The 24,822-nt window shown below is 70.7% G+C and carries 23 protein-coding genes; 11 read left to right on the forward strand and 12 right to left on the reverse strand.

The window, feature by feature from the left end; all coding sequences use genetic code 11:
* The first annotated feature begins 58 nt into the window (after positions 1-58).
* Positions 59-598: a GNAT family N-acetyltransferase gene (locus JHW41_RS24985; RefSeq protein WP_250448259.1), complete on the forward strand. Its 540-nt coding sequence runs from the start codon at positions 59-61 to the stop codon at positions 596-598.
* Positions 595-1,209 (forward strand): YiiX family permuted papain-like enzyme, encoded by a 615-nt coding sequence (locus JHW41_RS24990; protein ID WP_250448261.1) that lies wholly within the window; start codon positions 595-597, stop codon positions 1,207-1,209. The genes JHW41_RS24985 and JHW41_RS24990 overlap by 4 nt, the downstream gene beginning before the upstream one ends.
* Here the strand turns inward: JHW41_RS24990 and JHW41_RS24995 are convergent.
* The 4 genes from JHW41_RS24995 to JHW41_RS25010 all read right to left on the reverse strand — a co-directional run bounded on the left by JHW41_RS24995 (position 1,119) and on the right by JHW41_RS25010 (position 5,989).
* Positions 1,119-2,513: a sialidase family protein gene (locus tag JHW41_RS24995; protein ID WP_250448262.1), complete on the reverse strand. Its 1,395-nt coding sequence runs from the start codon at positions 2,511-2,513 to the stop codon at positions 1,119-1,121. The two genes, JHW41_RS24990 and JHW41_RS24995, sit on opposite strands and share 91 nt — an antisense overlap.
* Before the next feature lie 105 nt (positions 2,514-2,618).
* On the reverse strand, positions 2,619-3,290 hold the full coding sequence (locus tag JHW41_RS25000) for a DUF938 domain-containing protein (RefSeq protein ID WP_428995596.1): 672 nt from the start codon (positions 3,288-3,290) through the stop codon (positions 2,619-2,621).
* Positions 3,262-4,515 (reverse strand): hypothetical protein, encoded by a 1,254-nt coding sequence (locus JHW41_RS25005; protein WP_250448266.1) that lies wholly within the window; start codon positions 4,513-4,515, stop codon positions 3,262-3,264. The genes JHW41_RS25000 and JHW41_RS25005 overlap by 29 nt, the downstream gene beginning before the upstream one ends.
* Before the next feature lie 100 nt (positions 4,516-4,615).
* Positions 4,616-5,989 (reverse strand): Hsp70 family protein, encoded by a 1,374-nt coding sequence (locus JHW41_RS25010; protein WP_250448268.1) that lies wholly within the window; start codon positions 5,987-5,989, stop codon positions 4,616-4,618.
* Between the two features lie 91 nt (positions 5,990-6,080).
* On the opposite strand from JHW41_RS25010, the gene JHW41_RS27715 reads away from it, so the two are divergent.
* From JHW41_RS27715 to JHW41_RS25020, 3 genes are all read left to right on the forward strand, one after another.
* Complete coding sequence (locus JHW41_RS27715; RefSeq protein ID WP_428995597.1) at positions 6,081-6,131, forward strand: DUF6053 domain-containing protein; 51 nt, start codon at positions 6,081-6,083, stop codon at positions 6,129-6,131.
* 181 nt (positions 6,132-6,312) lie between these two features.
* A complete protein-coding gene (locus JHW41_RS25015) occupies positions 6,313-8,781 on the forward strand; it encodes a DEAD/DEAH box helicase (protein ID WP_078996221.1) in 2,469 nt (822 codons plus the stop codon).
* Positions 8,778-9,989: a ribonuclease H-like domain-containing protein gene (locus JHW41_RS25020; protein WP_250448270.1), complete on the forward strand. Its 1,212-nt coding sequence runs from the start codon at positions 8,778-8,780 to the stop codon at positions 9,987-9,989. Before JHW41_RS25015 ends, JHW41_RS25020 begins: the two co-directional genes overlap by 4 nt.
* Here the strand turns inward: JHW41_RS25020 and JHW41_RS27720 are convergent.
* Positions 9,942-10,046 (reverse strand): hypothetical protein, encoded by a 105-nt coding sequence (locus JHW41_RS27720; protein WP_428995598.1) that lies wholly within the window; start codon positions 10,044-10,046, stop codon positions 9,942-9,944. The genes JHW41_RS25020 and JHW41_RS27720 overlap by 48 nt on opposite strands.
* 272 nt (positions 10,047-10,318) lie before the next feature.
* Here JHW41_RS27720 and JHW41_RS25025 point away from each other — a divergent pair, with 272 nt between their 5' ends.
* Together JHW41_RS25025 and JHW41_RS25030 are read left to right on the forward strand one after the other, a co-directional pair.
* Positions 10,319-10,621, forward strand: coding sequence for an I78 family peptidase inhibitor (locus JHW41_RS25025; protein ID WP_057945781.1), 303 nt, complete (start codon positions 10,319-10,321; stop codon positions 10,619-10,621).
* 433 nt (positions 10,622-11,054) lie between these two features.
* Entirely contained in the window at positions 11,055-11,459 is a 405-nt protein-coding gene (locus tag JHW41_RS25030; protein ID WP_250448272.1) for an I78 family peptidase inhibitor, read from the forward strand.
* A 35-nt stretch (positions 11,460-11,494) separates the two neighbouring features.
* On the opposite strand, the gene JHW41_RS25035 is transcribed toward JHW41_RS25030, so the two are convergent.
* Positions 11,495-11,938, reverse strand: a complete 444-nt coding sequence (locus JHW41_RS25035) for a hypothetical protein (protein WP_250448274.1) — start codon at positions 11,936-11,938, stop codon at positions 11,495-11,497.
* A 71-nt stretch (positions 11,939-12,009) separates the two neighbouring features.
* On the opposite strand from JHW41_RS25035, the gene JHW41_RS25040 reads away from it, so the two are divergent.
* Both JHW41_RS25040 and JHW41_RS25045 read left to right on the forward strand, forming a co-directional pair.
* Positions 12,010-12,444, forward strand: a complete 435-nt coding sequence (locus tag JHW41_RS25040) for a ribonuclease domain-containing protein (protein WP_057945778.1) — start codon at positions 12,010-12,012, stop codon at positions 12,442-12,444.
* The gene (locus tag JHW41_RS25045) at positions 12,441-12,878 is read left to right on the forward strand and encodes a barstar family protein (RefSeq protein WP_250448276.1); all 438 of its coding nucleotides are present in this window, start codon (positions 12,441-12,443) and stop codon (positions 12,876-12,878) included. Before JHW41_RS25040 ends, JHW41_RS25045 begins: the two co-directional genes overlap by 4 nt.
* On the opposite strand, the gene JHW41_RS27725 is transcribed toward JHW41_RS25045, so the two are convergent.
* From JHW41_RS27725 to JHW41_RS25055, 3 genes are all read right to left on the reverse strand, one after another.
* Entirely contained in the window at positions 12,875-13,015 is a 141-nt protein-coding gene (locus JHW41_RS27725; RefSeq protein WP_428995599.1) for a DUF6053 domain-containing protein, read from the reverse strand. The genes JHW41_RS25045 and JHW41_RS27725 overlap by 4 nt on opposite strands.
* Before the next feature lie 21 nt (positions 13,016-13,036).
* Entirely contained in the window at positions 13,037-13,273 is a 237-nt protein-coding gene (locus JHW41_RS25050; protein WP_078996215.1) for a hypothetical protein, read from the reverse strand.
* A gap of 89 nt (positions 13,274-13,362) precedes the next feature.
* Positions 13,363-14,640 carry a TCR/Tet family MFS transporter gene (locus tag JHW41_RS25055; protein WP_250448277.1) on the reverse strand — a complete coding sequence of 426 codons (1,278 nt, stop codon included), beginning with the start codon at positions 14,638-14,640 and terminating at the stop codon, positions 13,363-13,365.
* 543 nt (positions 14,641-15,183) lie between these two features.
* Here JHW41_RS25055 and gltB point away from each other — a divergent pair.
* Together gltB and JHW41_RS25065 are read left to right on the forward strand one after the other, a co-directional pair.
* The gene (gene gltB / locus JHW41_RS25060) at positions 15,184-19,677 is read left to right on the forward strand and encodes a glutamate synthase large subunit (protein ID WP_250448279.1); all 4,494 of its coding nucleotides are present in this window, start codon (positions 15,184-15,186) and stop codon (positions 19,675-19,677) included.
* A 211-nt stretch (positions 19,678-19,888) separates the two neighbouring features.
* Complete coding sequence (locus tag JHW41_RS25065) at positions 19,889-21,421, forward strand: FAD-dependent oxidoreductase (protein WP_250448281.1); 1,533 nt, start codon at positions 19,889-19,891, stop codon at positions 21,419-21,421.
* Positions 21,422-21,521: 100 nt separating this feature from the next.
* Here the strand turns inward: JHW41_RS25065 and folE are convergent, their stop codons facing one another.
* From folE to JHW41_RS25080, 3 genes are all read right to left on the reverse strand, one after another.
* Positions 21,522-22,115, reverse strand: a complete 594-nt coding sequence (gene folE, locus JHW41_RS25070) for a GTP cyclohydrolase I FolE (protein WP_057945772.1) — start codon at positions 22,113-22,115, stop codon at positions 21,522-21,524.
* A 303-nt stretch (positions 22,116-22,418) separates the two neighbouring features.
* Positions 22,419-22,763 (reverse strand): hypothetical protein, encoded by a 345-nt coding sequence (locus JHW41_RS25075; RefSeq protein WP_123645902.1) that lies wholly within the window; start codon positions 22,761-22,763, stop codon positions 22,419-22,421.
* A gap of 190 nt (positions 22,764-22,953) precedes the next feature.
* Positions 22,954-24,654, reverse strand: a complete 1,701-nt coding sequence (locus JHW41_RS25080; RefSeq protein ID WP_250448283.1) for a sensor domain-containing diguanylate cyclase — start codon at positions 24,652-24,654, stop codon at positions 22,954-22,956.
* Positions 24,655-24,822 lie beyond the last annotated feature (168 nt).

The raw sequence follows: 24,822 nt of genomic DNA on the forward strand, positions 1-24,822 counted from the left end.
TCACCCGGCACCGCCACTGTCGTATCGTTGCCCCACCCTCCCGCGCGCGCCGCCGCCCATGCCGACGATCCACACCGACCGCCTGACCCTGCGCGAGCTCGCCGCCGGCGATGCCGGCTTCATCCTCGAACTGCTCAACGAACCCGGCTTCCTCGGCGGCATCGGCGACCGCGGCGTGCGCGATCTCGACGGCGCGCTGCGCTACATCCACGACGGCCCCGCCGCCAGTTATGCGCGCCACGGCTTCGGCCTGTGGCGGGTGGAACTGCGCGAGGGCGGCGAGCCCATCGGCCTGTGCGGGCTGCTGCGCCGCGATACCCTGCCCGACCCCGACCTGGGCTACGCCTTCCTGCAGCGCCATTGGCAGCGCGGCTACGCGGTCGAGGCCGGCGAGGCGGTGCTGCGCTACGCCGGCGCCACGCTGGCGCTGCCGCGGGTGCTGGCGATCGTCAATCCCGACAACGCGTCCTCGATCAAGGTGCTCGAACGCCTGGGCATGCGCGCGCAGGGCACGATCCGGCACGGCACCGAGAACCGCGACGTGCGCCTGTACGCGACCGCCGAGGCCGACGCGGGCGCCGACGCCGCGCCGGCATGATCGGCGCCTTCGCCCGCGGCCTGGCCTTGTCCGCCGCGCTGGCCGCGTGCGCGGCCTGCGCGCGCGCCGCGCCGCCGGCGCTGCGCGACGGCGACCTGGTCTTCCACGCGTCGCGCTCGGCCCAAAGCCTGGCGATCCAGCGCGCGACCGGCTCGCGTTACAGCCACATGGGCGTGGTCCTGCATCGCGGCGGCCGGCCGTATGTGTTCGAGGCGGTGGAACCGGTGCGCTACACCCCGCTCGCCGACTGGATCGCGCGCGGCCAGGGCGGGCGCTACGTCGCCAAGCGCCTGCGCGCGCCGCCGGACGCCGCGCAGGTGCGGCGCCTGCGGGCGCAGGCCGAGCGGCTGCGCGGCAAGCATTACGACCTCGCCTTCGGTTGGTCGGACCAGCGCATCTACTGCAGCGAACTGGTCTACAAGCTCTACGACCGCGCCATGGGCGTGCGCATCGGCCGCCTGCAACGGCTGCGCGAGTTCGAGCTCGACGACCCGGCGGTGAAGGCCAAGCTGCGCGAACGCTACGGCGCGCGCGTGCCGCTGGACGAGCCGGTGGTCTCGCCGGCGTCGATGTTCGATTCGCCGCTGCTGGAGACGGTGGCTTCGGGCTGAAGCCTGGCCCCGCGCAGGCGCGCGGCGCCGTCGGCCAGTTCGGTCCAGGCGATGTAGACCGCGCCGTCGCCGACCGCCAGCTGCGGGAATCCGGTGCCGCGGCCGCGGCCCTGCAACCGCGTCACCTGCACCCGCTGCAGTTCGCGCGACAGGTCCGGCGCCAGCCGCGCCAGCCACAGGGTCTGGCCGTCTTGCCGGTCCTCGCGCAGCCACAACACCCAGGCCGCGTCCGCGCCGAGCGCGGCTTCGACCCGGCCCTGCACCGGCTCGCCGCGGTCGAGCACGACCGGCGCGCCGAAGCTCGTGCCCGCGTCGCCGCTGCGCGCGGCCTGCACCTTGGATTCGCCGCCGGCGGCGGTGTACCAGGCGACGATCGCGTCGTCGCCGCGCGCCGCCACCGACGGGCCGTTGACCGGGCAGGCCGGCATGGTCCAGCGGTCGGCGTGCACGTGCCGCGGCGCGGTCCAGCCGCCGGCCTCGCGGCGGGTCGCGGCGATGTCGCGGATCTCCTGCGCGTCGCGGTCGCGATAGACCAGCAGCGGGCCGCGCGCGGTCGGCGCGGCATCGGTCTGGCAGCAATCGCAGGTCATCGGGTCGAGCTCGCTGTCGAGCGAGCGTTGCGAGCGCGCGTCGAAACGCGCGGCGCGCAGGGTCATCGCGCCGCGGTGGCCGGCGTGAGCGCCGCCTTCGTGGCCTTCGCCCCCGCCCGTGCGGCGGCCGTCGAGCCAGGCCACGCCGATGCCGTCGGCGCCGTCGGGCCACAGCGAGACGAAGCCGTGCTCGGTCGCGGTGCCGTCGTCGTTGACCTTCGCCGGTTCCGACCAGGTCGCGCCGCCGTCGCCGGAACGGCTCAGCACCACGTCGTAGGCATAAGTCGCCGGCGCCGACTTGCGCAGCCAGTGCGCCCACAGCGCGCCGTCGGCGGCCAGCGCGATATGCGGCGTGTCGGCCCAGTTGACGAACCAGTCGCGGCCCTGGGCGATGGTGCGGATCGGGCCCCAGGCGCCGTCGCGGCCGGCGCGGGCGAACTTGAGCGCATGCCCGCCGCGTGCGCCGGGCTCGATCCACGACAGCAGCCAGCCGCCGTCGGGCGCGGCGATCAGGTCGGGCTGCGCCGCCGCGCCGGTGGCCGGCAGCGGCCAGTCGGATACGCGCCATTGCGGTGCCGGCGCAGCCTGGGCGGCATGGGCCTGGGCCTGGCCCTGCGCCACCGCGGCCGGCGGCGGCGAGGCCGGCCGGCACGCTGTCGTCGCCGCCGTCAGGACGAGCGCGCACGACAGTGCGGACGAAAGCGAGGGATGCATGAGCGAGGACCGGTTCGGAGCCGCTGTCATTGTGCGGACCGCGCCACCGCCGCGGTCAAGCGCCGCGGCGTCGCAGCCGCGGCGCCGTGCTGTGTATGTCGCAGTTCAGTCGCGACGCCAGACCAGGCAGCGGTTGTTGGCCGGCATCGCGATGTCCTCGCGCAAGCGCAGGCCGATGGCGGCCGCGAGCGCATCGACCGCTTCGAAATCGCGGATGCCCGAGACCGGATCGCGCGCCTTCAGCCAACCGTCGAAATCGCGGTTGCTGTCGCTGGTGTAGCGGCCGCGGTAATTGAACGGCCCATACACGACCACGCTCGCCTGCGCGGCCAGCACCGTCGCCAACCCGGCGAAGAACGCCTCGACCTGCGGCCAGCCCATGATGTGCAGGGTGTTGGCGCTGAATACCGCGTCGAAACCGCGCGCGTCGCCCGCCGGGCCGCGCGGCAGCGGCGGCGCGGGCGCGAAGCCCGGCGCGGGCCCGACGACCGCCTGCAATTCCAGCGGCGGCGGCGTGTTCGGCAGCGCCGCCTCGTCGAGCCAGGCGCGGATGCCGGGCAGATACGCGGCGGCGTCGGAGCACTGCCAGCGCAGCCACGGCATCGCCGCGGCGAAATGCACCGCGTGCTGGCCGGTGCCGCTGCCGATTTCCAGCGCCTCGCAGCGGCCGGCGAAGCGTTCGCGCAGGACCGCGAGGATGGGGTCGCGGTTGCGGTCGCAGGAGGGGGAGTGAGGCTTCATGCGAATATCATTCCGTCCTCGACCAACCCAGCACATCATCGCCTCGGACGGCGACCCGCGGCGCCTGCGGATCAACTGTCCGTATGGAACTGTCGCGCTGCGCCAGCACATAGTGCGGACCAATACGGGTGAGTAGGTCGACATCGGCCAGCAGGTAAGCTCCGGAGTGCTGGCCGGTGACCACGCAAGGTCTCCGCGCCCACGCGGTGTTCACCGTATCGCAGCCTTGCTTGGTGAGGATCAAGTTTATCTTCGGCACCTCGCCGAGTCCGAAAAACGCGATGACCCGGCTCGCGCCTATGGACGGAACATTGGTAAAGACCATGAGGTAGACGATGACCGCCGTCGGTGCGATCAGTCTGTGCCTGATCGGCATTTTCTCAGTTGCGAAGATCACCATATGAAGCAGCAGCGTCATCGCGGTCATGATAGCCACATTCCTTATCACGACATGGTCCGGCTCATAACGCCATAGCAGCAGCATTGGCGTCATGATCGCCCAAGCAATCAGATAGCACGCAAACTGAAATGCGACGAACACCGGATGCGGTCGCAGCCATCCGATAATGCGCTCTCGCAGCGGCGTTTCCAGACCGATCGCGACGGCCATAGGCGGCAGAGCGAACGCTACCAGCCAAGTAGCCAGCCAGTGAAAATTCAGAAGCATCGCCGCGTAGGCGGCCGCGGCGAGCAGTGCGGCGAGCGCGCTCAGAAGGAAATAGGAAATGGGATTGGTTCTGCGCCGCGTAGTCCGGCTGATGACACAGCGCAGTTGCCTTGGCCAGAGTCTGTAGCGCCAACAATAGGCCAGGGCAAATACGGGCAGGAGCAGAAAGACCGGCATCGCCAGCGTCGCCGCATAAGCGGCCGCCACCACTAACACGGCAAGCACACTCAGACCGATACAAATCACGGCCTTGGGCCTGCGCCGCGCGGCGGCCCCGCAGCAGAAGATGCTCTTCGCCCGCACCCCTTGGCGATACCAGTACAGCAGCATCAGCCCAGGCGCGACCAGGAGCACCATTACGGCCAACAGCGCCGCGAAACCGATGACGGCTGACGCCAACACAACGCCGGCTAGGTCCGGCAGCGCGAGGATCGGTAAATGCCCGATCCTAGCGAAATGATGCAGCACGATTGCGCCGCCCCATACCGTAGAAATCAGCGCCAGGCTGCTTTTCGGATGCGTTTTCAGCTGGCTGACAGCCCAAGCCTCGACTCCCGCTAGCGATCCGCTCGATTTGACCGACGTCATATCCATGGCCTGTCCCGTCCCAGCCAGCTGGAGCCCACCTTGCCATAAGCTTCAGTCGTTCCAAACACCTCGGTCAGGCCCAACTGTGATCACACCTCGTTCGGCATCAGATATGCGCCCTGTGCGCCGCGAACGCCAGCCCCGACACCACCCCCAGCGACGGATCGCCCGCGACCAGTTGCGCATCCGGGAAGCAACGCTGCACCGCGGCGCGCACGTACGGCGCGCGCGACATGCCGCCGGTGAGGAACACCACCTGCGGCGGCGCGTCGATCTGCGCCGACACCTCGCCGAGCAGTTCGGTCAGGAAACCGAGGAAGCCTTCGGCCGCCGCGGTCAGATCCGGCGCCAACACCTCCTGGAACAGCCCGGTCTCGATGTAGTCCAACGCGGCGCGGTTGCGTTCGCGCGAGCTCAACTCGACCTTGGCCGCCTCCACCGCGCGGCTTAGGCGCGTGGTGTTGCCGGTGTCCTGCAGCGCGATCAAGCGCGAGCCGAACGGAGCGGGCACGTCGCGGTAGGCGTCGCGGCGCTGGAAGTCGCGCTGGCGGATCACGTCGTGCACGGTCGCGGCTTCGACGAAATGGTGCGCCGGCACGCGCGTGGCGCCCTTGCCGAACAGCGGCATGAACCGCGACAGGCTCAGCGCGAGATCGACGTCGACGCCGCCGCGGGCGATGCCCCACGAGCCCAGCACTCGCGGCGGCTGCGCGCCGCCGACTTCGGCCAGGGTGATGTCGCTGGTGCCGCCGCCGATGTCGACCACCAGCGCGCGGTGTCGCTGCGCGCTCTGTGCGTGATGGCCGAGCGCCGCGGCCACCGGTTCTTCGAGAAAGTCGACGTCGTCGAAACCGGCGCCGGCCGCGGCTTCGCGCAGGATCTCCAGCGCCTGGTCGCCGCCGGCCGCGCCCATCGAGCTGCGGAACTGCACCGGCCGGCCGAGCACCGCCGCGCGCACGTTGGCGCCGAACTGCTGGCTGGCGTTGAGGCGGATGTGTTCGAGGATGTAGCCGGCGATGCCGACGATGGTCTGGCGCACGTGCGGCGCCAGCTGGTAGCCGAGCATCGACTTGGGCGACTGCACCAGATTGCCGAAGCCTTCGATCAGGTAGGCCTCGACCGCCTCCTCGCCGTACACCGCGTTCTGCAGCGACGCGGCCGAGGCGCGCGCCTCGCGCACCTGCCGCTCCAGCCATTGCCGGCGCACCGCGCGCACCGCGTCGCGGCGCAGTTCGAGGTCGCTGCGCCGGGCCTGGGCGGGGTTGCGGCTCTGCTCGGCGCGGGCGCTGCGCACCAGGGCCTCGACCTCGGCTTCCATCGCGTCGTCGAGCTCGAACTTGTCGAGGTCGGGCACGGCCTCGGGGAAGTACACCGTGGTGCGGAACTGGCGCTCCTGGCCGAAGCGCACGGTGCGGACTTCGCCGTCGATGACGGCGGCGGCGGCCGAGTAGCTGGTGCCGAAGTCGATGCCGATCTTCATGGGCGGGCCTGGAATTCGCGGCGCGCAAGGATACAGGCTTTGCCGCGGGCTGTTGTGGGAGGGAGTTCAGGCCCGATGCCCGCGGGCTGTTGTGGGAGGGCCTTCAGGCCCGATGCTTTCGGCTCAGGTCGCGGCGAACTGAAACGAGAGCATCGGGCCTGAAGGCCCTCCCAAAAAGGCACCTGCCTCGGCCGCCGCCAAAAACGGCAAACCCGCCGCATCCGCCACGCCGCCGTCTCACACGCTGAGACCCCGGTCGCGTACAACGAGACTGCACCTGTCCGCGCTCACGCTTCCGCCCGAGCCTTCGCCCGAGCCCCTTCATGTCCGCCCTTATCGATCCCGCGCACCACGACCTCGTCCCCGCCCACCCCAACGCGCGCAAGCCCGAGGGCGAGGATGCGCCGCTGCCGGCGCGCCACGGCGCCGCGCTGGCCCAGCGCCTGCAACGCCGCTACGGCGCCCGCATCACCGGGCACTTCACCCTGCCGGGCCGCGAGGGCCGTTACGCGCCGTTGCCCGAGGACCTGCCCGAGCCGCTGAAAGCCGCGCTGCGCGCGCGCGGCATCGACCGGCTCTACAGCCATCAGGCCGAAGCCTGGCAGGCGGCGCAGGCCGGCGAGCACGTCGCCGTGGTCACGCCGACCGCCTCCGGCAAATCGCTGTGCTACACCTTGCCGGTGGTCAGCGCGGCGATGACCTCGGGCGCGAAAGCGCTGTACCTGTTCCCGACCAAGGCGCTGGCCCAGGATCAGGTCGCCGAGTTGCTGGAACTCAACCGCGCCGGCGATCTCGGAGTCAAGGCCTTCACCTTCGATGGCGACACGCCCGGCGACGCGCGCCAGGCGATCCGCCTGCACGGCGACATCGTCGTCTCCAACCCGGACATGCTGCACCAGGCGATCCTGCCGCATCACACCAAGTGGGCGCAGTTCTTCGAGAACCTGCGCTACGTGGTGATCGACGAGGTCCATACCTACCGCGGCGTGTTCGGCAGCCACGTCGCCGGGGTGCTGCGCCGGCTCAAGCGCATCTGCGCGTTCTACGGCGTGCGTCCGCAGTTCATCCTGTGCTCGGCCACCATCGGCAATCCGCAGGCGCACGCCGAGGCGCTGATCGAGCAACCCGTGCGCGCGATCCTCGACTCCGGCGCGCCGACCGGCGACAAGCACGTGCTGCTGTGGAACCCGCCGGTGATCAACGCCGACCTCGGCCTGCGCGCCTCGGCGCGTTCGCAGAGCAACCGCATCGCCCGCATCGCGATCAAGGCCGGGCTCAAGACCCTGGTGTTCGCGCAGACGCGCTTGATGGTCGAGGTGCTGACCAAGTACCTCAAGGACGTGTTCGATTCCGACCCGCGCAAGCCCGCGCGCATCCGCGCCTACCGCGGCGGCTACCTGCCGAGCGAGCGGCGCGAGGCCGAACGGGCGATGCGCGACGGCCGCATCGACGGCATCGTCGCGACCTCGGCGCTGGAGCTCGGCGTGGACATCGGCAGCCTCGACGTGGTCGTGCTCAACGGCTATCCGGGCTCGGTCGCGGCCACGTGGCAGCGCTTCGGCCGCGCCGGCCGGCGCCAACAGCCCTCGCTCGGGGTGATGGTCGCCAGCTCGCAGCCGCTCGACCAGTACGTCGTGCGGCACCCGGACTTCTTCGCCGACGCCTCGCCCGAACACGCGCGCATCGCCCCCGATCAGCCGCTGATCCTGTTCGACCATATCCGCTGCGCCGCGTTCGAGCTGCCGTTCCAGCAAGGCGAGCCGTTCGGCCCGGTCGATCCGGAGGTGTTCCTGGAAGCGCTGGCCGAAACCGGCGTGGTCCACCGCGAGGGCGAGCGCTGGGAGTGGATCGCCGACAGCTATCCGGCCAATGCGGTCAGCCTGCGTTCGGTCGCCGACGGCAACTTCGTCGTGGTCGACCGCAGCGACGGCCGCCAGACCATCATCGCCGAAGTCGATTACTCGGCCGCGGCGCTGACCTTGTACGAAGGCGCGATCCACATGATCCAGTCGGTGCCGTACCAGGTCGAGCGGCTGGACTGGGAGGGCCGCAAAGCCTATGTCACCCGCACCCACGTCGATTACTACACCGACTCGATCGACTACACCAAGCTCAAGGTGCTGGAACGCTTCGACGGCGGCGATGCCGGCCGCGGCGACAGCCACCATGGCGAAGTGCACGTGGTGCGGCGCGTGGCCGGCTACAAGAAGATCCGCTACTACACCCACGAAAGCATCGGCTACGGGCCGGTCAACCTGCCCGACCAGGAGCTGCACACCACCGCGCTGTGGTGGCAGTTGCCGCAGGGCGTGCTGCTGTCGCGCTTCGCTTCGCGCCAGGACGCGCTCGACGGTTTTCTCGGCGCCGCGCACGCGCTGCATATCGTCGCCACGGTGGCGGTGATGGCCGATGCGCGCGATCTGCAGAAGTCGGTCGGCAACGGCGACGGCGCCTGGTTCGCGACCCAGGACAAGGACGGGCGCGGGCAGATCCGTCCCGGCGACGGCGAAGGCGACGCGGCGCTGGCCCTGGTCGGCGAGGTGCAGCAGTTCGTGCCGACCGTGTACCTGTACGACAACTTCCCCGGCGGCGTCGGCCTGAGCGAGCCGCTGTGGTTGCGCCAGGCCGAGCTGGTGACGCGCGCGCGCGAGCTGGTGCAAGGCTGCGACTGCCGCGCCGGCTGCCCGGCCTGCGTCGGCCCGATCCTGGCCAGCGACGAAGAAGGCGCCGGCGCCACGCCGCGCACGCTGGCCTTGCAGGTGTTGCGCCTGCTCGAGGACGCCGACGCATGAGCCTGGACCTGGCCAAGCTGCGCGCGCTGCAGAAACAGGCGGGGCGCAGCGACGCGATGGCGACGGAACAACCTGCGCGGGAACGCGACGCGGCCGGCGCGACGGCGTTCGCGGGCCCGCGCCGCGCGCTGCCGGCGGCGCCCATGCTCGACGCGGCCACGGCCGCCGCATCGCTTGCGGCCGTGCCGGACACCGCCGCGCCGACCGCGAACGCGGCGGCAGCGAGCGCTACGCACCGTGTAGCCGCAGTCGCCGATGCCAGCGGCGCCGACGCCATCTTCGGCCCCGACGGCCTTGCGCCGAGCCGCCCGCAACGCACCGACCTCGACGCGCTGCGCCGCCTGATCGCATTACGCGAACGCAAACCCGCGGGCGCGGCGACGCCCGCACCGCGGGCGCCGAGCGCCGGCGCGCGCGACCGCGCGCCGACCGCGCGCGCGCTGGCCCACACCGCTACGCCCGTGCACGCACCCGCGCTGCGCGATCGACCGATCGACCGCTCCCTGCCCGGCGAGGAAATCGCCCCGGGCCTGCACCTGATCCAGGCCCACCTGCCCCTGCCCGGCCCGCGCGAAGCGCTGTCGCTGGCCTTCGCCAAGCGTCCCGACGAATACCTCGACCCGCGCCGGCTGCTGTTCTTCGACACCGAGACCACCGGCCTGGCCGGCGGCACCGGCACCCGCGCCTTCATGATCGGCGCGGCCGACTGGCACGACGATCCCGTGCTCGGCGACGGCCTGCGCATCCGCCAGCTGATGATCTCCACGCTCTCGGCCGAAGCCGCGATGCTGCGCGAGTTCGCGCGCTGGCTGGCGCCGGGCACGGTGCTGTCGAGCTACAACGGCCGCTGCTACGACGCGCCGCTGCTGAACACCCGTTACCGGCTGGCACGCATCGCCAATCCGCTGAGCGGGCTCGATCACGTCGATCTGCTGTTCCCGGCGCGACGGCTGTACCGCGGGGTGTGGGAGAACTGCAGGCTCGCGACGCTGGAGCGCGAACTGCTGCGGATCCTGCGCGAGGACGACCTGCCCGGTTCGCAAGCGCCGGCGGCGTGGCTGCAGTTCCTGCGCGGCGGTTCGTCCGCGCTGCTGCGGCGGGTGGCCGCGCACAACCACCAGGACGTGGTCACCCTGGCCGAGCTGATGCAGCGGCTGGTGCTAGCGTATGCGCAGGCGCAGGCCGAAGCGGCGCTGCAGGAATCCTGAGCCCGCGCATTCCGCTGTTGTGGGAGGGACGTCAGTCCCAACGTTTTCGTTTCCGATCCGATCGAAAGGCGTCGGGACTGAAGTCCCTCCCACACGCTCCGAACGAGACGTCGGCTGCACCGTAAACAATCGATACAAGAACATTCATCGCGCTTGTATAGACTCGCCCTGCCTCGCAGCGACGGCACGGTCGCGACGCAACGCGGCAACGCGCCAGACATGGCCTTCGCCGCCGCGCCGTTGCCGCGATGCCGGCCTTCATGCGCCGCACACGCCGCCGGGCCCAGGCTCGCGGCACTCCCGTCCATGCTTCACGCAGGAGCCTCGCCATGTCCTCTCCGATCTCTCTCCGCCTCGCGCTGCCGGTCGCCGCGCTGGGCCTGATCCTGTCCGCCTGCGCCACCCCGATCCCACCGACCAACGTCAGCCCGACCTGCAACGCCGAGGCCGCGCGCTGGGCCATCGGCCGCGCGCCCGACGCCGCCACGGTCGACCGCATCCGCAGCGAAACCCGCAGCCGCGACGTGCGCGTGCTGACCCCGGGTTCGGCCGCGACCATGGATTACCGCGAAGACCGCATCAACGTCGACGTCAACGACCGCGGCGCGATCACCGGCCTGCGCTGCGGCTGAGCCGCATCGCGGCCCACACAGACTGCGGCTCGTCGCCCAAGACTTCGAACCCACGGTGGGAGGGCCTCAGGGCCCGCTGCGTTTCGTCTCGCTCTAATCGAAACGCAGCGGGCCCTGAGGCCCTCCCGCGACGGCGCTGCAAGCCGTGTACCCGATCGTAAACCAGCTCTCGCAATCCAAGGCATCGCCCTGCAAGCCGCGGTCGCGTCCGGTGTCTCGGATCCGCGGACGGGAGGTCCCAGGGACCCGCGGCGTTTCGATTAGAGCGAGACGAAACGCCGCGGGTCCCTGGGACCTCCCTCGCCCATTCGCGCGTTGTGCGCGCGGTCGCGGATCGGTCATCGCGATCCGATGCATTAACTCGCGACACAGCCAGGGCGGCGCAGGCTCGACTGATCGCGCGCCCCGCGCGCATCGCGAAGGAGAGCCCGCCATGCCCGCACCGACCGTCGCCGCCCGCCGCATCCTGCCCGCCCTGTGCCTCGCCGCCGCGCTGCCGCTGGCGATGAGCGCCTGCGCCGGCCCGCGTCCGGCCGCCGAGATGCCCAGCTCCGCCGAGCAATCCGCCGCCGCCGGCCAGGCGCCCGTCGAACCCGCCACGCCCGCTCAACCCACGCCCCCGCCGCCGCGTCCGAGCTGCAACGCCGAAGCCGCCAAGGCCGGCGCGATCGGCAAGACCGCCGACGCCGCCACGGTCGAACGCGCCCGCGCCGCCGCCGGCGGCCGCACCGTGCGCGTGCTCAAGCCCGGACAGGCGATCACCAAGGAATACCTCGACGGCCGCGTCAACGTGCGCGTGGACGCGAACAACGTCGTCGTCGATGTAGGCTGCGGCTGAGACCGCGCATGCGGCCTCGCCGATCGCCGCATCGCTCAAAGAAAATGTGCCGCCTGCAGCTCGGCGCTGCGGCTCTTCCACTCGGCCATGTCCGCCAACTGATCGGCGAAATGGTCGATCAGGATAGGCTCGCTGGCCAGGTACAGCTCGACCTGGTCGGCCATGACGCCGAAGCCCGTATGGATGGGCCGCTGCCGAAGGCGCAACGCGATCGCGACCCGTCCCGGCGGCTCGAACCCGAAACGGATGTCCATGGCGCCGCGCTCTTCGCCCCAGCGCGCGTGCGGCGCTTCGCCAGACAAGCGCCACGCGCGCAACGCGGACGCCAGCGCACGCACCTGTGCCCGTGTGACGTACAACCGCGTCTGGAACGATGCATGCTCGGTGACGGCGGCGACATGGATTTCGCTGTGTTCGCGTTCCGCGGCCTCGTACTGCTCGAATTCGACGAAGGTCCACTGCAACGTCAGTACGGTCATGCGGTCCCCGCTCCTTCACGTTTCACGGCCTTGGCCTACACTTTCGCTTCCGCTCCGCAACGAGTAAAGCCATGCGCCGCCCTCTCTGGCTGATCCCCGTCGTCGCCCTGCTGGCCCTGTGGCTGTGGAGCCAGCAGGGCGCGCGCCAACCCACCGGCGACAGCGGTGCAAGCGCGCCGGTCGCAGTATCCGCCGGCGACGGCTTGGCCACATCCGCCCCCGCCTTCCTGCCCGCCGAGGCCCGCGACGTACTGCGCCGCATCGCCGACGGCGGCCCGTTCGCGCACCGCCAGGACGGCAGCACCTTCCAGAACCGCGAGCGCCGCCTGCCCGCGCAAGCGCGCGGCTATTACCGCGAGTACACCGTGGAGACCCCGGGCTCCGGCGACCGCGGCGCGCGGCGCATCGTCACCGGCGGCGATCCGCCGTCGGAGTACTACTACACCGACGATCACTATCGCAGCTTCCGCCGCTTCGATCCGCCCGCCCAAGGAGCCGCGCGATGAGCGCCACCGACCCGCGCGAACTGCTCGCCGATCCGGCCCAGGCCGGCGCCTACTTCATCGATGCGCGCGACAGCCAGGCCCTGGCGGATGCCGCGACCGAGCTCGGATTCGCGCTGGCGCGGGTGGACTTCGCCGGCTGCCGCGACAAGGACGACGCCCTCGCCCGCATCGCCGCGGGACTGCGCTTTCCCGAGTGGTTCGGCGGCAACTGGGACGCGCTCGACGACAGCGTCAACGACCTGTCGTGGTGGCCCGCGCCGGGCTACCTGCTGCTGATCGAACGCGCCGGCGCGTGGCAGGCCGCGCATGCCGACGATGCGGCGACGTTGGTCGAGATCCTCGGCGACGCCGCGCAGGACTGGGCCAAGACGCGGGTGCCGTTCTGGGCGCTGCTGCCGCTGCCGGAAGCGGAACTGGTGCAGATGGCGCCTTAGGCGAAAGGCGCGGCGAGCTGAGACAAGAGCATCGGGGCTGAAGCCCCTCCCACCAAAGCCGTGAGCGCAGCCGGCAGCACAACCCGACGCCTCGCTCTTGTGGGAGGGCCTTCAGGCCCGACGCTCTCGTTCCGGATCGCCGCGCCCCCAACGAACGCTCAGCGCTCGTCGTCCTTCTTCTTGAAGTCGACCTTCTCGCCGCCGCCGTCGGACTTCCACTCCGTCTGCACCTTGCGCTCGCACCACGTCGGCGGCGTCTCGCCAGGACGCTGCGGGCCGCTGGCGCATTCGGGCCGCGCGTCGACCGCGGCGTTGGTATCGCGATACGACACTCCGCCGCAGGCGCTCAGCGCGGCGGCGAGGACGGCAATGGCCAGAGCGGGCGCGATCTGCATCGGGGTTTCTCCTGGAGGTCCGAACGCGACGATGCCGCCGCGCGCCGCCGCCCGACCTGTGCCATCGGTCAGGTAGGGAGCGGCGCGGTTCAGGCGAGCGCTTCGGCGGCGCCGGCCGCGGGCGGCGCCGAGGCCGGCGGCACCCGCGCATAGCGCCAGGCGATCAACCAGCCCAGCGCCAGCAACGCGGCGGCGATGAACCACGGCACGCCCGGCAGATGCACCGGCGCGTGCGGGCCGATGAAATAGCCGAAGCTGCCGGCGTACAACCCCGGCCCGACCACGCCGGCCAGCGCGATCAGGCTCATCAGCGCGCCCTGGATGCGGCCCTGCGCATCGGCGTCGACCTGGCGGGTCAGCAGCGCCTGGGTCGCCGGCGTGGCCATCGCCCACAACGCGCTGATCGGCAGGCCGAGCAGGAACAGCCAGCCGTGGTCGGCCAGCCCGTAGATCACGAAACCGGCCACGCCGCAGGCCAGGCCCAGCAGCAGCGTGCGGCGCTCGCCCAGGCGCGCCACCGCGCGTCCGATCAGGGCGACGTTGACGACGACGTTGAACACGCCCACCACCAGCAACGCCCAGCCGACCTCGCGCAGGCCCCAGTGGTATTGGTAGTCGGCGAACAGCACGAAGATGCTCGGATAGACGTAATGGGCGACGTTGGCGACGAACACCACCGCGGCCAGCCCGAACACCTGCGGATAGCGCTTGAGCAGCAGCAGCGCGCCGAACGGATTGGCGTGCGCCCAGTCGAAGCGCGCGCTGCGCCGCTGCGGCGGCAGCGACTCGGGCAGCACGAACAGGCCGTAGAGGAAATTCAGCAGCGCCAGGCCGGCCGCGAACCAGAACGGCAGGCGCAGGTCGACCTCGCCCAGGTACGCGCCGATCAGCGGCCCGATCACGAAGCCCACGCCGAACGCCGCGCCGATCATGCCGAAGCTCTTGGCGCGCTGTTCCGGCGCGGTGATGTCGGCGATGTAGGCGTTGGCGGTGGTGAAGCTGGCCGCGGTGATGCCCGAGATAATCCGCCCGATCAACAGCAGCGGCAGGCTGTCGGCCACCGCCATCAGCAGGAAATCCAGACCCAGCCCCAGGCACGACAGCAGGATCACCGGGCGCCGGCCGTAACGGTCCGACAGGCTGCCCTGGATCGGCGAGAACAGGAACTGCACCAGCGCGAACACCGTGCCGAACACGCCGACCCAATACGCGGCGATCGCGGTGTCGCCGTCGACGAACTTCTCGATCAGGTGCGGCAGCACCGGAATGATCAGGCCGAACGACAGCACGTCGATCAACACCGTGATGAAGATGAAGACGAGCGCAGCGCGGCGCGCGCCCGATGCGGGAGCGGAAGCGGAAGTCATGCGGAGTCGGCGGCCGGCCTGGGAGACAGTGCGAGGGTGCTCGCCGCGCAGTTTAGCGCGCGGCCTGCGCGCGGGCAGGGACGAATGTCATGGCAGGATGGTTTCTGACGTTACTAATGCCGCGACGAATCGACGATTTTTCCTTCGCGATGAATCACTTACGAAATCGCTTGTGAGCGCGTGCGCTCACAAGCGCGACGCCGCTCAAAAGTTGCTATTTCCGCGTCCGCGGGCGAATTGCCGCATCGCACAATTTGTGCTTTAGTCGGGACACGCTCGGTTTCCAACGCTGCGGTGCGGACGAAAGTCCGCGCCAGCGGTGGACGGTCTCCGCGCCAAAGCCACCAGACTTAGCGACGTCGCCAACGCGACGCGCGTTGCGGACCCCACAGGAAGCGAACTCCAGGACACAGCCGAACGCCGGAACCCGACGCCATGCCGCGCGCCGCGCGGCAGCGTCCCGACCGAGGCAGGACGAGCCGACACAACGCGCTGCGGTAGCGAGCTAGCGATCCACGGAACACCTTTCGTCCCGGAGATGCGATGCAAGCCAGGCAAGAATGTCCGAGCCTCCCGAACCGCGCGCGCGCGGAGTCGCAGGGGCTCTACGATCCCCGCGACGAGCGGGACAGCTGCGGTTTCGGGCTGATCGCGCAGCTCGACGATCGTCCCAGCCGCGCCCTGGTCGACCGCGCCCTGGAAGCGCTGTCGCGCATGACCCATCGCGGCGGCGTCGCCGCCGACGGCCTCAGCGGCGACGGCTGCGGCCTGCTGATCCGCCATCCCGACGCGTTCTTGCGCCTGATCGCGCGCGAAGCCAACATCCGTCCGGGCGCGAACTTCGCCGCCGGCCTGGTGTTCCTGCCGCACGACGCCGACGCCGCCGCGCGCGCGCGCGACACCCTCAACGACACCCTGCGCAGCGAAGGCATGCGGGTGACCGGCTGGCGCGTGGTGCCGACCAACCTGGACGCCTGCGGCGAACTCGCACGCCAGACCATGCCGCGGATCGAGCAGGTGTTCGTCGACGCCGCCGCGCCGTTCGATCCGGCCGCGTTCCAGCGCTCGCTGTTCCTGGCCCGGCGCCGCGCCGAGCAACGCCTGCGCGAAGAGCGCGACTTCTATGTGGTGAGCCTGTCCTCGGCCAGCATCGGCTACAAGGGTATGGTCCTGCCGGATCGGCTGATGCAGCTGTATCCGGATCTGCAACGACCCGAACTGGCCGCCAGCGCGGTGGTGTTCCACCAGCGCTTCTCCACCAACACCACGCCGCGCTGGCCGCTGGCGCAGCCGTTCCGCCTGCTCGCCCACAACGGCGAGATCAACACCATCGCCGGCAACCGCGCCTGGGCGCAGGCGCGCGCGCACGCCTGGCGCACGCCGAACCTGGACCTGCGCGAATTCGAGCACATCGTCAGCGTCGACGGCTCGGACTCGCAAAGCCTCGACAACATGCTGGAAGTGCTGCAGGCCGGCGGCATGGACCTGCTCAAGGCGATGCGCATCCTGATTCCGCCGGCGACCCAATCGCTCGAATACAAGGACGCCGACCTCGCCGCGTTCTACGAGTACTACGCGCTCAACACCGAGCCGTGGGACGGCCCGGCCGGCATCGTCACCTGCGACGGCCGCTACGCCGCCTGCACGCTCGACCGCAACGGCCTGCGCCCGGCGCGCTGGCTGCGCTCGCGCGACCGCCATTTCCTGATCGCCTCCGAAGCCGGCGTGTGGGAACTGCCGGCCGAGGAGATCGAAGCCAAGGGCAAGCTCGGCCCGGGCGAGATGATCGCCGTCGACCTGTATCAGGGCGAGCTGCTGGATTCGGAAGCCATCGACCGGGTCAACCGCGCGCGCGCGCCGTACAAGCGCTGGCTCAAGCAGGGCATGACCTACCTGCACAGCGAACTGATCGATCCGAACCTGGCCGCCGAACCGTTCGACCACGAAACCCTCGCCGGCTTCCAGAAGCTGTTCCAGCTGACCCGCGAAGAGCGCGAGCAGGTGCTGCGCCCGCTGGCCGAGATCGAGCAGGAAGCCACCGGCTCGATGGGCGACGACGTGCCGATGGCGGTGCTCTCGCAACAGGTGCGGCCGCTGTACGACCACTTCCGCCAAGCCTTCGCCCAGGTCACCAACCCGCCGATCGACCCGCTGCGCGAGGACTGCGTGATGTCGCTGGCGACCCAGATCGGGCGCGAGGGCAACATCTTCGTCGACGGGCCGAACAACGTCGGCCACATCCACCTCAACTCGCCGGTGCTGGCCCAGCGCAAGCTGCGCCAGCTGCTTGCGATGGCGCCCTACGACCAGTCGCACCGCTACATCGACCTCAACTACAGCGCCGAGGAAGGGCTGCAGGCGGCGCTGCTGCGGCTGTGCCGCGAGGCCGAGGACGCCACCCGCGAAGGCATCGTGCTGCTGATCGTCAGCGACCGCCGCCCGCGCCGCGACGCGCTGATGATGCACGCGCTGCTGGCCACCGGCGCGATCCACCAGCACCTGGTGCGGATCGGCCTGCGCTGCGAAGCCAACCTCATCATCGAGACCGGCACCGCGCGCGACCCGCACCACTTCGCCTGCCTGATCGGCTTCGGCGCGACCGCGGTGTATCCGTACCTGGCCTACCAGACCCTGCACGACCTGGGCGCGCGCGGCATCCTGCGCACCAAGCACGGCGAGGTCGCGCAGATCGGCCGCAGCTACCGCCGCGCGATCAAGAAGGGCCTGCTCAAGATCATCTCGAAGATGGGCATCGCCACCATCGGCAGCTACCGCGGCGCGCAGCTGTTCGAGATCATCGGCCTGGACCGGGAAGTCGTCGACCTGTGCTTCGCCGGCACGCCCTCGCGCATCAGCGGCGCCGGCTTCGCGCTGCTGCAGGGCGACGACGAAACCCTCGCCGACATCGCCTGGAATCCGAACCGGCTGCCGGAGATCGGCGGCCTGCTCAAGTACACGCCCGGCGGCGAGTACCACCTGTTCAACCCCGACGTGGTCACCCGCCTGCAGCGCGCGGTCGGCAGCGGGCAGTGGAGCGATTGGCAGCATTACGCCGAAGCGGTCAACGAACGCCCGACCGCGGCGCTGCGCGACCTGCTGGAACTCGAAGCCGATCCTTCGCGGGCGATTCCTCTGGAAGATGTCGAACCCATCGAAGCCATCGTGCGCCGCTTCGACTCGGCCGCGATGAGCCTGGGCGCGCTGTCGCCGGAAGCGCACGAGGCGCTGGCGATCGCGATGAACCGGCTCGGCGGGCGCTCGAACTCCGGCGAAGGCGGCGAGGACCCGGCGCGCTACCGCAGCGACAAGGTCTCGAAGATCAAGCAGATCGCGTCGGGCCGCTTCGGCGTCACCCCGGAGTACCTGGTCAACGCCGAAGTGCTGCAGATCAAGGTCGCCCAGGGCGCCAAGCCCGGCGAAGGCGGCCAGCTGCCGGGGCACAAGGTCAACGAGCTGATCGCGCGGCTGCGCTACGCGATGCCGGGCATCGGCCTGATCTCGCCGCCGCCGCACCACGACATCTATTCGATCGAAGACTTGGCCCAGCTGATCCACGACCTGCGCCAGGTCAATCCGCAGGCGCTGATCTCGGTGAAGCTGGTCTCGCACGCCGGCGTGGGCACCATCGCCACCGGCGTGGCCAAGGCCGGCGCCGACCTGATCACCGTGTCCGGCCACGACGGCGGCACCGGCGCCAGCCCGCTGTCGTCGATCCGCTACGCCGGCACGCCGTGGGAACTGGGCCTGGCCGAGGCGCGCCAGGCGCTGATCGGCAACGACCTGCGCGAGCGCGTGATCCTGCAGACCGACGGCGGGCTCAAGAGCGGCCTGGACGTGGTCAAGGCGGCGCTGCTGGGCGCGGAGAGCTTCGGCTTCGGCACCGCGCCGATGATCGCGCTGGGCTGCAAGTACCTGCGCATCTGCCACCTCAACAACTGCGCCACCGGCGTGGCCACGCAGGACAACGCGCTGCGCCGCGACCATTTCACCGGCCTGCCCGAACGCGTGGAGAACTTCTTCCGCCTGCTGGCCGAGGAAGTGCGCCATTGGCTGGCGTCGCTGGGCGTGCGCACGCTCGGCGAAATCGTCGGCCGCACCGACCTGCTGCGCCAGCGCGCCGGCGACAGCGTGCGCCAGCAGCGCCTGGACCTGTCGCCGCTGCTGGCCGGCTCGGGCCTGGCCCACGGCGGCCATTGCGGCATGCCGGCGCCGCCGGCCGAGCCCGAAGGCCTGGCGCTGCAGCTCGACACCGACCTGGCCGCGGCGATCGCGCACAAGGCCGGCGGCGAGTACAGCTACAAGATCCGCAACACCGACCGCAGCATCGGCGCGCGCCTGTCCGGGCGCATCGCCCGCGCCCACGGCGACCGCGGCATGAACGACGCGCCGCTGACCTTGCGCTTCCAGGGCACCGCCGGCCAGAGCTTCGGCGCGTTCCAGGCCGGCGGCCTGCAGTTCGAGCTCACCGGCGAAGCCAACGACTACGTCGGCAAGGGCATGGCCGGCGGCCGCATCGTGCTGCGCCCGCCCGCCGGCGCGCGCTACGCCGCGCACGAGACCCCGATCCTCGGCAACACCTGTCTGTACGGCGCCACCGGCGGCGAGCTCTACGCCGCCGGCCGCGCTGGCGAGCGCTTCGGCGTGCGCAACTCCGGCGCGACCGCGGTGGTGGAAGGCGCCGGCGATCACTGCTGCGAGTACATGACCGGCGGCGTGGTCGCGGTGCTCGGTCGCACCGGCCTGAACTTCGGCGCCGGCTTCACCGGCGGCATGGCCTACGTGCTCGATGTCGAGCGCGATTTCGTCGACCGCTACAACCACGAGCTGATCGACATCCTGCGCATCTCCGCCGACGGTTTCGAGCACCACCGCTCGCACCTGCACGACCTGTTGGAGACGCACGTGGCGCTGACCGGCAGCGCCTGGGCGCGGCGCATCCTCGACGAGATGCGCGATTACCTGGGCAAGTTCTGGCTGGTCAAGCCCAAGGCCGCGAGCCTGGAATCGCTGGCCGAAACCCTGAGGAGCGCGGCGTGATGGCGCGCGCGTCCGCTTTCACCCATTCCGCTTTTACCCGTTCCGTTTGCGCCCGCGCCGCGTCGGCGACGCGGACGACGACACCCGCCGAGGCGACGACGATGATCCGAATTACCAGCGAACGCGGCCTTTCCCCGGTAAAACCGCTGGCATCGCCGCTTCGCAACGCTTCCATCGCCGTGTGTCGACAACGCCATCGAGTCCAGCAAGCATGAGCAAGAAGCAAGTCTTCCAATTCCGCGATGCCCCGCGCGAGATGCCCTCGCGCATTCCGCTGCAATTGCGCCTGGACGGCGACTGGGGCGAGTTGTACGGCCGCTTCGCCGAAGTCGAAGCCAAGAAGCAGGCCGGCCGTTGCCTGGACTGCGGCAACCCGTACTGCGGCTGGGCCTGCCCGCTGCACAACTACATTCCCAACTGGCTGGAGCTGGCGCGCGAAGGCCGCCTGCACGAAGCCGCCTCGCTGTGCCACGAGACCAATCCGCTGCCCGAAGTCTGCGGCCGGGTGTGCCCGCAAGACCGCTTGTGCGAAGGCAGCTGCACGCTCAACGACGGCTTCGGCGCGGTCACCATCGGCGCGGTCGAGAAGTACATCGTCGACAACGCGCTCGCCGACGGCTGGCGCCCCGACCTGTCCGCGGTGACCGCCAGCGGCCATCGCGTCGCCATCGTCGGCGCCGGCCCGGCCGGGCTGTCCTGCGCCGACCGCCTCGCCCGCGCCGGCATCCAGGCGGTGGTGTTCGATCGCTACGAACACATCGGCGGGTTGCTGCACTTCGGCATCCCCAGCTTCAAGCTGGAGAAGTCGGTGATGGCCACCCGCCGCGAGGTGCTCGAAGGCATGGGCGTACAGTTCCGCCTCGGCGTCGAGATCGGCCGCGACATCGCCTTCGACGCGCTGGTCGCCGAGTTCGACGCGGTGTTCCTCGGCCTGGGCACCTATCGCTACACCGACGGCGGCCTGCCGGGCCAGGACCTGCGCCACGTGCTGCCGGCGCTGCCGTTCCTGGTCCAGAACGGGCGCATCGTCCACGGCGAGGGCGCGAACGCGAGTTCGGCGCCGATCGCCGGCTGGGAAGACCATATCGAACTGCCCGACCTGCGCGGCAAGCGGGTGATCGTGCTCGGCGGCGGCGACACCGGCATGGACTGCGTGCGCAGCGCGGTGCGGCTGGGCGCGGCCCAAGTCAGCTGCGTGTACCGCCGCGACGAGGTCAACATGCCCGGCTCGGCGCGCGAAGTCGCCAACGCGCGCGAGGAAGGCGTGCAGTTCCTGTTCAACCGCCAGCCGCTGGAGCTGATCGGCGACGGCGAAGCGGTCGGCGGCGTGCGCGTGGCCCAGACCCGGCTCGGCGCGCCCGACGCGCGCGGCCGCCAGCGCGCCGAAATCGTCGAAGGCAGCGAGGAGACGCTCGACGCCGACGTGGTGGTGATCGCGTTCGGCTTCCAGCCCGACCCGCCGGCGTGGCTGGCGCAGCAGGGCATCGAGTTGGCCGACAACGGCCGGATCAAGGTCCTGGCGACCAGCGAAAGCTGCGCGACCCGGCGCAAGACCGCGGCCGGACTGCCGTACCAGACCGCCAACCCGAAGGTGTTCGCCGGCGGCGACGCGGTGCGCGGCGCCGACCTGGTGGTCACCGCGGCGTTCGAAGGCCGCGAGGCGGCGGCGGGGATCGTGTCGCTGCTGCGCGAGCGCGCGCCGCTGGCGGCCGCGCGCGACGAGAAGCTGGCCAAGACCGGTTGAGCGATGTGGGAGGGCCTTCAGGCCCGATGCTGTTCTTTCAGGCCGCAGCGATCTGGAACAAGAGCATCGGGCCTGAAGGCCCTCCCGCTACAGCCGGGGCTCAGCGCCCCGGGCCGACGTCGATGAAGCGCAGGAACTCGGCGCGCGTGCGCGCGTCGTCGCGGAACATGCCGAGCATCTTCGAGGTGATCATGCTGACGCCGCGCTTGTGCACGCCGCGCGTGGTCATGCACTCGTGCGCGCCTTCGACCACCACGCCGACGCCGAGCGGCTGCAGCACGTCCTGGATCGACTGGGCGATCTGCGCGGTCATCTTCTCCTGCACCTGGAAGCGGCGCGCGTAGGTCTCGACCACGCGCGCGAGCTTGCTGATGCCCACGACCTTGCCGCTGGGCAGGTAGCCCACGTGCGCCTTGCCGATGATCGGCGCCATGTGGTGCTCGCAGTGGCTTTCGAACTCGATGTCGCGCAGCACGATCATCTCGTCGTAGCCGGCCACTTCCTCGAAGGTGCGCGCCAGGTATTCGCGCGGGTCGTCGTCGTAGCCGCTGAACCAGTCGCCGTAGGCGGTGACCACGCGCTTGGGCGTGTCGAGCAGGCCTTCGCGGCTCGGGTCCTCGCCGGCCCAGGCCAGCAGGGTGCGGACCGCGGCCTCGGCTTGCTCGCGGCTGGGCTTGTCGGGGGTGTCGGCCATGGAATGGGCCTTGTGTGCTTGGGGGACACGAATGCTATCAAGCCGGGCAAAGCGGCGGGAGGATGCGCGGCGCGGACGATCCGGGCTTCGGCAGGATCGGCAAGCCCGGGCGGCAGGCGGGAACGAGAGGGCGAAGGGAATGCGGGCAGCGACGGGGCCGGCGCGCGCGCGGCCGCACCGTCCCGGCGACCCGTGCACGTCCCGCGCCGCTTATTCCAAAAAAAAGGTCGCCCCACTACGGGCGACCAGTCGGCTCCCCGGGGGAGAGAGCGCCGGGGGAGCGGTGGGCCGGTGCGCGTGATGTCAGCGCAGGGGCCGATCGAGCGCGTGGGGCAGGTTGCGTTCGATGTGGTGCCAACCGTCGCGCACCGCCTCGCGCGCTTCGGTCCAGTGCAGCCGCGAGGCGGCGCGGCAGTGGTTCCATTCGCGGGCCAGCGCTTCTTCGACCTCTTCGAAGCGCCGCCCGCCACAATGCAGGTAACGGTCGTATCCGTAGCGATACGCCGGTTCGTAATCGGGCCATTCCCGGCCGGCGCTGTAGTACGGGGCGAAGCGGAATTCGCGATGAAAGTGCTCGCGGTACTCGCCCGGATCTATCGCCTGCACGAACGCCGCCGCGCCGACCTCCGTTTCGTCGTGATTGCTCATGGCTCGCATCGACTTGCTCATCTCCGTGGACCAAGCTAGGCCCTGGCCGATGCAATGCAGGTGAAGATCGGCGAGGCGGCTTAAGACGTTCAGCCTGGACGCGGCCAACGTCGATCGGACGTGGCCGTTGCGTTAGTTCTGCGTGAGGAACGTTAGCGCGCGGCCGTCGCAGCCGCCGCGACCGCCGCGCTCATTCGGCTTGCAGCACCACCGCCACGTCGCGGCCGCCGCCCTGGGCGGTGCTGACCGCGTTGCGCCCGGCCGCCGCGGCGTGGCGCAGGGCCAGCCGCGCGCGTTCGAACAACGCCGGCACGCTCTCGCCGCGTTGCGACATCGCCAGGCCGATGCTCACGCTCATCACGATCTCGTGGCTGTCGATGCGGAACGGACGCTGGGCGAAGGTCTCGCCGATGCGCCGCGCCAGCATCTCGCTCTCGGCGCGCTCGCATTCGCTGACGATGCCGAAGCAGTCGCCCTCCATGCGCGCGATGGTGTCGTCCGGACGCAGCACCCCGCGCATGCGCGAGAGCGCCTGTTGCAGCAGCGCGTCGCCGACCGCGCGGCCGTAACGCGCGTTGACCTCGCCGAAGCCGTCCAGGTCGACCAGCAACAGCGCGTAGTTGTTGACGTTGAGGCTGCCCGGCGACGACCAGGCCTGCAGCATCTGCTCCAGCACCTGGGCGTTGAGCGCGCCGGTCAGCGGATCGCGCTCGACCGACTGCCGCGCCAGCAGCACGATGCGGTGGCGGTTGGCGGCGTGCTGGCTCAACGCCAGCGCCAGCACCGCCGATTCCAGCACCGCGGTCAGCGCCAGCCCGCGCTCGGCCCACTCGGCGTCCTGCAGGCCGAGGATGTTGGCCGCCAGCGCCGCCGCCAGCACCAGCATCGGCGTCCAGCCCAGCAGGTAATAGCCCGCGTACGGCGCGCCCTTGCGCCAGGCCGCGACCGCGATCACCAGCATCAGCGGCACGCCCAGCAGCAACAGCGCGTTGCCGCCGATGTACCACCAGCCGTAGACGTGTTCGCGCAGCAGCAGCAACACCAGCAGCCAGACGATGTTGGCCCACTGCACGATCCGCAGCACCCAGGTGGTGCGCGGCATCAGCCGCGGCAGGTCGAGGAAGCGCACGCTGAAGCCGAGCTGGAAGATCGTCGCCAGGGTCGCCAGCGCCCAACCCACCGCCGGTTCGTTGGCCATGCCGGCCAGGCCCCACATTTCCGAGGCGTCGCCCGAGCGCAGCAGCAGGTAGGTGGCCATGCACGCCAGGTAGGCGCCGTAGCCGAGGTAGACGAAGTCGCGGAACGCCACCCACACCCCGACCATGGCCACCGCCATCAGCATCATCGCGGTGAACGCGGCGGCCATGAAGCGCGCGTCGCCGCGCTCCTGCCGCGCCAGTTCGGGAATGGTGGCGAAGCTCAGGCGCATCTCGCTCATCGCCGCGCGGCCCTGGATGCGCACGTAGGCCACCGACGAGGTCGGCCAGCCGTTCGGCAGCGGCAGCACCCAGCCGCGCCGCATCAGCGGCACGCCGCCGTGTTCGGCGTCCTCGATCTCGCGCGCGCTGCTGACCCCGGGCGGGTAGTACAGCAGCGGCCCGGACGCGCGCAGCCCGCGCACCACCAGGATCTGGCCGTCGCCGGGCTTGATCGTGCGCTGGCTGGTCAGGCGCAGCCAATAGCCTTCCTCGCGCCGCGGCAGGCTGAAGCGGATGGCGTCGGTCGGGCGTTCGGCGACCAGGCTGCGCAGCACCGGCGCGCCGACCGGCGGGGTCTGCAGGTCGGTCTCGGTGAGCAGCACGTCGACCTTGAGCGATTGCGCGGCCGCCGGCATGCCCGCCAGCAGCGCGCACAGCAACGCGATCGTCAGCGCCCACACCGCCTTGCGCATGTCCCGGCCCGCTCCCGCCTGCGAAGAGAACGTCGAAGTCTAGCCGCTGCGCGCGCGTGCGGGGCGGCGCTCGCGTGCCCGGCGCGTGCCGCGCGAGCGCACGGCGCCCGCTTCGCCGGCCCGGCGTGGCGACGCCAGCGGCGGCGAACGTCCGCGAACGTGCCGCCT

Source organism: Lysobacter enzymogenes, assembly GCF_023617245.1.
GTDB classification, from domain to species: Bacteria; Pseudomonadota; Gammaproteobacteria; order Xanthomonadales; family Xanthomonadaceae; genus Lysobacter; species Lysobacter yananisis.

Bases quoted from the DNA above. Each gene is read 5' to 3' on its own strand.
- JHW41_RS24985 (WP_250448259.1), top strand. From the start codon at position 59: ATGCCGACGATCCACACCGACCGCCTGACCCTGCGCGAGCTCGCCGCC.
- JHW41_RS24990 (WP_250448261.1), top strand. From the start codon at position 595: ATGATCGGCGCCTTCGCCCGCGGCCTGGCCTTGTCCGCCGCGCTGGCC.
- JHW41_RS24995 (WP_250448262.1), bottom strand. From the start codon at position 2,513: ATGCATCCCTCGCTTTCGTCCGCACTGTCGTGCGCGCTCGTCCTGACG.
- JHW41_RS25000 (WP_428995596.1), bottom strand. From the start codon at position 3,290: ATGTGCTGGGTTGGTCGAGGACGGAATGATATTCGCATGAAGCCTCAC.
- JHW41_RS25005 (WP_250448266.1), bottom strand. From the start codon at position 4,515: ATGGATATGACGTCGGTCAAATCGAGCGGATCGCTAGCGGGAGTCGAG.
- JHW41_RS25010 (WP_250448268.1), bottom strand. From the start codon at position 5,989: ATGAAGATCGGCATCGACTTCGGCACCAGCTACTCGGCCGCCGCCGCC.
- JHW41_RS25015 (WP_078996221.1), top strand. From the start codon at position 6,313: ATGTCCGCCCTTATCGATCCCGCGCACCACGACCTCGTCCCCGCCCAC.
- JHW41_RS25020 (WP_250448270.1), top strand. From the start codon at position 8,778: ATGAGCCTGGACCTGGCCAAGCTGCGCGCGCTGCAGAAACAGGCGGGG.
- JHW41_RS25025 (WP_057945781.1), top strand. From the start codon at position 10,319: ATGTCCTCTCCGATCTCTCTCCGCCTCGCGCTGCCGGTCGCCGCGCTG.
- JHW41_RS25030 (WP_250448272.1), top strand. From the start codon at position 11,055: ATGCCCGCACCGACCGTCGCCGCCCGCCGCATCCTGCCCGCCCTGTGC.
- JHW41_RS25035 (WP_250448274.1), bottom strand. From the start codon at position 11,938: ATGACCGTACTGACGTTGCAGTGGACCTTCGTCGAATTCGAGCAGTAC.
- JHW41_RS25040 (WP_057945778.1), top strand. From the start codon at position 12,010: ATGCGCCGCCCTCTCTGGCTGATCCCCGTCGTCGCCCTGCTGGCCCTG.
- JHW41_RS25045 (WP_250448276.1), top strand. From the start codon at position 12,441: ATGAGCGCCACCGACCCGCGCGAACTGCTCGCCGATCCGGCCCAGGCC.
- JHW41_RS25050 (WP_078996215.1), bottom strand. From the start codon at position 13,273: ATGCAGATCGCGCCCGCTCTGGCCATTGCCGTCCTCGCCGCCGCGCTG.
- JHW41_RS25055 (WP_250448277.1), bottom strand. From the start codon at position 14,640: ATGACTTCCGCTTCCGCTCCCGCATCGGGCGCGCGCCGCGCTGCGCTC.
- gltB (WP_250448279.1), top strand. From the start codon at position 15,184: ATGCAAGCCAGGCAAGAATGTCCGAGCCTCCCGAACCGCGCGCGCGCG.
- JHW41_RS25065 (WP_250448281.1), top strand. From the start codon at position 19,889: ATGAGCAAGAAGCAAGTCTTCCAATTCCGCGATGCCCCGCGCGAGATG.
- folE (WP_057945772.1), bottom strand. From the start codon at position 22,115: ATGGCCGACACCCCCGACAAGCCCAGCCGCGAGCAAGCCGAGGCCGCG.
- JHW41_RS25075 (WP_123645902.1), bottom strand. From the start codon at position 22,763: ATGAGCAATCACGACGAAACGGAGGTCGGCGCGGCGGCGTTCGTGCAG.
- JHW41_RS25080 (WP_250448283.1), bottom strand. From the start codon at position 24,654: ATGCGCAAGGCGGTGTGGGCGCTGACGATCGCGTTGCTGTGCGCGCTG.